We start from the raw sequence: 7,180 nt of genomic DNA on the forward strand, positions 1-7,180 counted from the left end.
CGCCGTTGATGTACTGCTCCAGCTGCTCGATGATGAATTTCTGCTCGGAGATGATGTCTTTGACCAGGTCACCAATCGAGATCATGCCCACCAGCTTGTCGTTTTCAACCACGGGCAGGTGGCGCAGGCGGTTGGTGCTCATGAGCTGCATGCACTGCTCACTGGTCTGGTGCAGGCGCACGTAAAGCACATCGGGGGTCATCACGTCACGCACCTGGGTGGCGGCAGAGGTGCGGCCCAGCAGGGCGATCTTGCGGGCGTAGTCCCGCTCGGTGAAGATGCCCACGATGCGGCCCGCATCCTGCGTGACCAGCAGGGCACCAATGCCCTTTTCGGCCATCAGGCGCAGGGCATCCAGCACGGAATCTTCGGGGCGCACGGTGTGCACGGTGGTGTCGGGTTTGGATTTCAGGATCTCGGCAACAACGGTCATGGCAACCTCCCTGTAGAGCGCGAAGCACGCACAGCCATTTCAGCCCATCTGTGCTGGCAATGCAACCGTAGTTGCAACCACATCCACATCCACATCCACATCTACTGCCAAGCCACAGGGCAGCCCGCGCTCAGGCTCATCGCCCAAGCAAAAGGCCAGCGCCCCTGTGAGGGCGCTGGCCTTTGTGCGGCTATTGGGCATGTGCATACCAAGGTGGCCACAAGCGGCCACCTTCCGATGCGCCCGGTTACTTCGCTGCGCGTGCCTGCGCCACAGCGCCCTGCACTTCCTTCCACAGGGCCTCGCCCACGTTGGCGGCGATGCCAGCGTTCACGGCGGCCAGCTTTTCGCGCATGCGGTTGGCTTCGGCGGCGGGCAGTTCGTTCACCTGCATGCCCTTGGCCTTCAGGTCGGCCAGGGCCTTGTCGGCTTCAGCTCGGGTGTCCTGGCGCTCAAAGTCGCGGCTCTTCTTGGCCGCGTCGAGCAGCACCTTTTGCTCAGCCTTCGAGAGGCCATCCCAGTACTTTTTGCTCACCAGCACGATCCAGGGGCTGTAGACGTGGTTGGTCACCGTGAGGTACTTCTGCACCTCATAGAACTTGCTCGACAGGATGGTGTTGTAAGGGTTCTCCTGGCCGTCCACCGTCTTGGTTTCCAGCGCGGTGAAGAGTTCCGAGAACGGCAGCGGCACGGCGTTGGCGCCCAGTGTCTTGAAGCTGTCGAGGAACACGTTGTTCTGCATCACGCGCAGCTTGATGCCGTCCATGTCTTCGAGCTTGTTGACCGGGCGCTTGCTGTTGGTGAGGTTGCGGAAGCCGTTCTCCCAGTACACCAGGCCCACCAGGCCCTTTTCCTGCAGCTTGTCCATCACCTTCTGGCCCACGGGGCCGTCCAGCACCACGTCGGCCTCTTTGGCGTTGTTGAACAGGAAAGGCGTGTCCCAGATCGCCATCTCTTTGGTGATGCCCACCAGCGTGGCGGTGGAGCCCACCATCATCTCTTGCGCACCGCCAATCAAGGCTTGCTGCATCTGCAGGTCAGAGCCCAGCGCTGCCGCACCGATGGCGCGCACACGCATCTTGCCGCCCGAGGCTTTTTCCACCTCTTCGGCAAACAGCTTGGTGGCGCGGCCCTGGTTGGAAGCCTCGTTGAGCCCGTAGCCGAAGCGGATGATGCGCGGCTTGAAGTCTTGGGCAGCGGCCTGGAACGAGGCAGCAAAAGCAGCCACCGACAAGGCGACCAGCAGGGTGCGACGGAAAGTTTTCATGGTTGTCTCCATTGGCAAAGGAAAGAAAGGCACAGGAAAAAGAAAGTGCTGCGTCGTCAACGCATCCACAGCACCGGCGCGGTCACGATCTGCGGAAAGACCACCAGCAGCGCCAGGATCAGCACGTAGGTCAACAGGAACGGGTTCACCCCCTTGATGACGCTGTGCATCGAGATGCGCCCCACCCCGGCCACCACGTTGAGCACGGTGCCCACCGGCGGGGTGATGAGGCCAATGGCGCCGTTGAGCACGAACATCAGGCCGAAGTAGACAGGGTCGATGCCTGCCTTGACGGCAATGGGCAGCATCACCGGCGCAAAGATCAGGATGGTGGGCGTCAAGTCCAGCGCCGTGCCAATCATCACCAGCACGATCATCATGACGGCCATCAGCAGCCGCGGGCTTTCCACCAGCGGGCCCAGCCACGCCGTCAGCACATTGGGCAGATCGGCCAGGGTGATCATGTAGCTGGCCACCTGGGCGCCAGCGCACAGGAACATCACGATGGACGTGGTCTTGGCGGCGCGCAGCAGCACGCCGTAGATTTCAGGCACGCGCATTTCGCGGTGAATGAACAACGCCACCATCAGCGCATAGAACGCGGCCACCACGGCGGCTTCGGTGGGGGTGAACACACCCGTCTTCATGCCACCAATGATGATGATGGGCATGAGCATGGCCCAGAAGGCGCGGGCCGTGGCGCGCAGGCGGTCTTTCATCGGCAGAGGCTGGCCCTGGGGCAGGTCCATGCCGCGCAGCACCCAACGCCACGCAAAAATCAGCCCGGCGCCCATCATCAAGCCGGGCACGATGCCCGAAACAAACAGCGCAGAGATCGATGTATTGGTCGTCACGCCATAGATCACGAACGGCATGGAAGGCGGAATGATGGGCGCGATGATGCCGCCCGAAGCAATCAGCCCGGCCGAGGTGTTCATGGGGTAGCCCTGCTGGCGCATCATGGGCAGCAGGATGGTGGCCAGCGCGGCCGTGTCGGCCAGGGCCGAGCCGCTCATGCTGGCCATGAGCACCGCAGCGCCAATGGCTACATAGCCCAGCCCGCCACGGATATGCCCCACCCAGGCCTGGGCCATGTCGATGATGCGGCGGCTGATGCCGCCGGAGTTCATCAACTCCCCCGCCAGGATGAAGAACGGCACCGCCAGCAGCGGAAAGCTGTCCACCCCCGCCACCAGGTTCTGGGCCAGCAACTGCGTGTCCCAAAAGTCCAGCACCCAGGCCATGCCAGCGCCCGTGAGCACCAGCGCCAGCCCCATGTTCATGCCCGTGCCCATCAGCACCAGCATGCCCACCGAAAAGACCACGAAGGCCATGGCTTCAGGCGTCATTCCCAGCATCATTCCACCTCCGCGCCGTGGCCCAGGTCCAGCGGCTTGCCGCGCACCAGTTCGACCAGAGCCATCACGCCAATCGCCACGGCACACAGCAAAGCGGGCAGCGGCAGCAATGCCACCGGATAGCCCAGCACCACCGAGTGGCTGTCCATGCCCACCACCACTTGCTGCCAGGCGCCCCAGCCCAGCATGGCGCAGGCGGCCATGACCAGCACACGAATCACCGCCGTGAGCAGCTTGAAAGCCAGCGGCTTGCGCGCCAGCAGGCCCGCCAGGCTGGTGAAGGCCATGTGCTCACCCGCGGGGTAAGCGGCTGCGGCCCCAATGAAAACCATCCATACGAATAGCAGGCGCGACAGCTCTTCGCTGGCGGGAATGCCGCTGCCAAAGCCGTAGCGCAACACCACGTTGAAGAACACGGCAACGGCCATGGTTCCCAGGCACAGTGCCATGAGGATGTGCGCCACGCGCGCTGCGGGGTGCACGGGCGCCGGGGTGGGCGAATTCATGCAACCTCCTGCAGGGCGAGCCAGGCACAGGTCTGCTGGGCAAGGGTAGACAAAGGCAGCCCGGCGTCCAGGGTCAGCACGCCGGGCTCGCCCGCCGGAGACTCCAGCGTGGCGAATTGGCTTTCCACCAACGCGGCAGAAAAGAAATGCGTCTGGGCCCGGGCCTTGACGCGCACTTCCGCCTCAGCGCGGCCAATCTCCAGAAACGCAAAGCGCAGCGGGGGGCAGGCAGCACGGAGCCGGTCACGGTAGGCCTTTTTGAGTGCGGAGCACGTCAGCACCGCGCCTTGCGGGTGCGCCTGCAGCAGCTGGCCCAGCGTGGTGAGCCAGCCTTCCCTGTCGGCATCGGTCAGGGCGATGCCCTCGCTCATCTTGGCGCGGCTGGCGGGGCTGTGGTGGTCGTCGCCCTCAATCAGGGGCAGGCGAAGGGCCTGGGCCAGCGCCAAGCCCAGGCTGGACTTGCCGCAGCCTGCCACGCCCATGACCACCAGAAACAATGGACATCCGTCGAAAGACATATTGGTAGCGCTATCCAATCAAAACCAAAAAAACGCACCCTAAACCAAGGTACGCTGAACCTCTAGGATTGGCCGAAGAAAGACCAAAATCAAGCGTAATACAGTTGCCCGACCAGCGGGATAGCGCTATCCTAAATCGACTTCCAAGAACATCATTAAGGGTAAACCCTTGAACAAACCCGACACCAAACGCCGCTCCAGCGGCCGCATCACCCTGAGCGACGTGGCCAAGGCGGCGGGCGTGAGCCCCATCACCGCATCGCGCGCGCTACGCGGCGAGCGCGGCGTAGCCCCCGAACTGGCAGACCGCGTGCGAGCCGCCGTGCAACAACTGGGCTATGTGCCTGACCCCGCCGCCCGCGCCCTCGCATCCCAACGCAGCGTGCAGGTGCCCGTGCTGGTGCCGCTGCTATCGAACGCCCTGTTCGTGGACGTGCTGGACGCCGTACACCGCGTGCTGTTTCCGCTGGGCTACCAAGCCTTGATCGGCGTGACGCATTACGACCCACAGGAAGAAGAGCAGCTGCTGCGCACCTACCTCGCGCACCGCCCTGCGGGCCTGCTGGTGACGGGGTTTGACCGCACCGAAAACGCGCGGCAGATGATTGCTGCCAGTGGTGTGCCGTGCGTGCACCTGATGGAAGTGACGGCTGCTGCCGGTGTGTATTGCGCAGGCTTTTCGCAGCACGATGCTGGCTGCGCCATGGCCGAGCATTTGCTGCAACGCGGCTATCGCCACATCGCCTTTGCGGCCGCGCAACTGGACCCGCGCACCCTGCAACGCGCGGAGGGCTACCGGCGCTGCCTGAAAAATGCGGGCGTGTACGACGCCAAGCTGGAAATCCTCAGCCCCGAGCCCTCCTCCATACGCCTGGGGGCTACGCTGCTCGAAGAAATCGTGCGCACCCGCCCTCAGGTAGACGCCATCTTCTTCTGCAACGATGACTTGGCCCAGGGCGGCCTGCTGGCGGCCCAGCGGCTGGGCATTGCTGTGCCCGCACAAGTGGCGATTGCCGGCTTCAACGACCTGGCGGGCAGCGACCAGATGGTGCCGCCCCTGACCACCGTGCGCACACCACGTGCCGCGATGGGCGAGGCGGGCGCGAACATGCTGCTGGCATTGATGCGGGGCCACCCCCCAGAGAACAACTGTGTGAACCTGGGGTTTGAACTGACGGTACGGCAAAGCACCTGACGCTTGCAGCGGCCGCGAGATCCGCGAGGGCTGCTGCGCTGGCGAGCGGCCGGGTTAATCGACGGTCAGCGACCGCTGGGCAGAGGCCGCCCGCATTTCGCGGCGCAAGGCTACGGCACCCGGGCCCTTGGTGGATGCAGACCCATCAATGCGGAATACCTGCACCGTGTCGGCCACAGACTTGGCCTGCTCTTGCAACTGCATGGCGGACGCCGCGTTTTCCTCTACCAGCGCGGCATTCTGCTGGGTGATGGTGTCCAGCTGAGCCACGGCGGCATTGACCTGCGAGATACCGCTGAGCTGCTCGTTGGAAGCGCCGTGGATTTCACTCATCAGCGAGTTCACGCGGCGCACCAGCTCCAGGGCCTCGGTCATGGTTTTCTGGGCGGAATCCGTCTTCACGTTGCCCTCTTGCACCTTGTTGGCTGAATCATCGATCAGCTGGCGAATTTCTTTCGCAGCCGACAGGGTGCGGTGCGACAGGCTGCGCACTTCAGAAGCCACCACCGCAAAGCCCCGGCCCTGCTCGCCCGCGCGGGCGGCCTCAACGGCCGCGTTCAATGCCAGGATGTTGGTCTGGAAGGCGATGCTGTCGATCATCTGCGTGATTTCGCTGATGCGGCCCGACGCCGTCTGAATCTGGTGCATGGTGTCTGCCACGCTGTTGACGGCCTCGCTGCTGCGCTCAGCTGCCGTAGTGGCCTGCGTGGCCAGCGAAGTAGCCTGGCGGGCAGACTCTGCAGTCTGGCGCACCGTACCGGTGATTTCTTCCATCGAGGCAGCCGTTTGCTCAAGGTTGCTGGCCTGAGACTCGGTGCGGGCTGACAGGTCCTGGTTGCCCTGAGCGATCTCCTGGGTAGACAGCTGCATGTGCTCCGCTTCCTGACGAGCATCACGCACGATGGACATCAAATTCACATTCAGTTGCGACAGCGCCTTTTGCAAATGCCCCACCGCGTCGTCGCGCGACACCGTGATCTTCTGGGTCAGATCACCGGCCGCCATGCGGTTAGCCCACTTGAGCATCTGCTGCAGCGGCGACACCAACACCGAGCGCATGTAAACGCAATAGCCCAACGCCAGCGCTACCACGCCCAGCCATGCCAGGCCAGAGGCCAAAGTCAGCCCCTGCCCACCCAGCTGAGCGGCAGCCACGGCAGCCGCCACCACTACGCCCATCCCCAGCAGCATTTCGGAAAACGCCCCCATGCGCAGCGCACCGCTCACGCGCCCCCACAGGTTGTTCTTGACCACGCGCCCTGCGCGCAGTCCGTGCGCCAACACACCGGCCTGCTTTTCAGCCTGCATGGTCTTGTAGAGCTGCTCGGCCTGCTGGATCTGATCGCGCGAAGCCTGCGTACGCACCGACATGTAGCCCACGGGTTGGTCACCCTCCATCAAGGGCGTCACATTGGCCATCACCCAGTAGTAGGTGCCGTCTTTGCGACGGTTCTTCACTGGTGCCGACCAGGGAATGCCTTTGCCAATGGTTTCCCACATGTCACGGTACGCCTCTTCAGGCATGTCCGGGTGCCGAACGATGTTGTGGGGCTGCCCCAGCAGCTCTTCCTTGGCGTAGCCGCTGACCTCGATGAACATCGGGTTGCAGTACAGGATGCGGCCTTTGAGATCGGTGGTGGACACCAGAGTCTGGCCTTTGGGAAACGCATATTCGTGCGTGCTGACGGGCAGATTGACGCGCATGAAACCCCTCCTTACGGAAAACCTAGGGGCTGTTGAGAATCACCGAGAGTTGATAACCCCAGCTGCGAGATAGATCATCGCTGCGAAGCTGGTATCCGTTTTGTCGCTACGCATGGCGATGCGCTTGAACTCCTTGAGCTTGCCAAAGAAGTTCTCGATCAAGTGGCGCCATTTGTAGACCTCCAGGTCAATCTCCAGT

The 7,180-nt window shown here is 63.3% G+C and carries 8 protein-coding genes and 1 pseudogene; 1 reads left to right on the top strand and 8 read right to left on the bottom strand.

From position 1 onward, the window contains the following. The 6 genes from AADJ04_RS17090 to AADJ04_RS17115 form a co-directional block, all read right to left on the bottom strand. On the bottom strand, nt 1-433 hold a 433-nt coding region (locus tag AADJ04_RS17090; protein ID WP_341240345.1), incomplete at its 3' end, for a CBS domain-containing protein. Between the two features lie 39 nt (nt 434-472). Further along, nucleotides 473-634: a hypothetical protein gene (locus AADJ04_RS17095; protein WP_341240346.1), complete on the bottom strand. Its 162-nt coding sequence runs from the start codon at nt 632-634 to the stop codon at nt 473-475. A 46-nt stretch (nt 635-680) separates the two neighbouring features. After that, nucleotides 681-1,700 (bottom strand): TRAP transporter substrate-binding protein, encoded by a 1,020-nt coding sequence (locus AADJ04_RS17100; RefSeq protein WP_341240347.1) that lies wholly within the window; start codon nt 1,698-1,700, stop codon nt 681-683. A 56-nt stretch (nt 1,701-1,756) separates the two neighbouring features. Next, complete coding sequence (locus AADJ04_RS17105; RefSeq protein WP_082763170.1) at nt 1,757-3,049, bottom strand: TRAP transporter large permease subunit; 1,293 nt, start codon at nt 3,047-3,049, stop codon at nt 1,757-1,759. 8 nt (nt 3,050-3,057) lie between these two features. After that, the gene (locus AADJ04_RS17110; protein ID WP_066694877.1) at nt 3,058-3,564 is read right to left on the bottom strand and encodes a TRAP transporter small permease subunit; all 507 of its coding nucleotides are present in this window, start codon (nt 3,562-3,564) and stop codon (nt 3,058-3,060) included. Then, nucleotides 3,561-4,082: a gluconokinase gene (locus AADJ04_RS17115; RefSeq protein ID WP_341240348.1), complete on the bottom strand. Its 522-nt coding sequence runs from the start codon at nt 4,080-4,082 to the stop codon at nt 3,561-3,563. Before AADJ04_RS17115 ends, AADJ04_RS17110 begins: the two co-directional genes overlap by 4 nt. Before the next feature lie 169 nt (nt 4,083-4,251). Here AADJ04_RS17115 and AADJ04_RS17120 point away from each other — a divergent pair, with 169 nt between their 5' ends. Further along, entirely contained in the window at nt 4,252-5,277 is a 1,026-nt protein-coding gene (locus AADJ04_RS17120; protein ID WP_341240349.1) for a LacI family DNA-binding transcriptional regulator, read from the top strand. 54 nt (nt 5,278-5,331) lie between these two features. Here the strand turns inward: AADJ04_RS17120 and AADJ04_RS17125 are convergent, their stop codons facing one another. Both AADJ04_RS17125 and AADJ04_RS17130 read right to left on the bottom strand, forming a co-directional pair. Next, complete coding sequence (locus AADJ04_RS17125) at nt 5,332-6,981, bottom strand: methyl-accepting chemotaxis protein (RefSeq protein ID WP_207375479.1); 1,650 nt, start codon at nt 6,979-6,981, stop codon at nt 5,332-5,334. Nucleotides 6,982-7,020: 39 nt separating this feature from the next. Then, nucleotides 7,021-7,180, bottom strand: a pseudogene (locus AADJ04_RS17130) (IS5/IS1182 family transposase); the annotation flags it as partial.

Source organism: uncultured Acidovorax sp. (assembly GCF_964021665.1).
Taxonomy (GTDB): Bacteria; Pseudomonadota; Gammaproteobacteria; order Burkholderiales; family Burkholderiaceae_C; genus Acidovorax; species Acidovorax temperans.

What these genes read in the sequence shown, in the direction of transcription:
- AADJ04_RS17095 (WP_341240346.1), bottom strand. Translation starts at nt 634, where the DNA reads ATGCCCAATAGCCGCACAAAGGCCAGCGCCCTCACAGGGGCGCTGGCC.
- AADJ04_RS17100 (WP_341240347.1), bottom strand. Translation starts at nt 1,700, where the DNA reads ATGAAAACTTTCCGTCGCACCCTGCTGGTCGCCTTGTCGGTGGCTGCT.
- AADJ04_RS17105 (WP_082763170.1), bottom strand. Translation starts at nt 3,049, where the DNA reads ATGACGCCTGAAGCCATGGCCTTCGTGGTCTTTTCGGTGGGCATGCTG.
- AADJ04_RS17110 (WP_066694877.1), bottom strand. Translation starts at nt 3,564, where the DNA reads ATGAATTCGCCCACCCCGGCGCCCGTGCACCCCGCAGCGCGCGTGGCG.
- AADJ04_RS17115 (WP_341240348.1), bottom strand. Translation starts at nt 4,082, where the DNA reads ATGTCTTTCGACGGATGTCCATTGTTTCTGGTGGTCATGGGCGTGGCA.
- AADJ04_RS17125 (WP_207375479.1), bottom strand. Translation starts at nt 6,981, where the DNA reads ATGCGCGTCAATCTGCCCGTCAGCACGCACGAATATGCGTTTCCCAAA.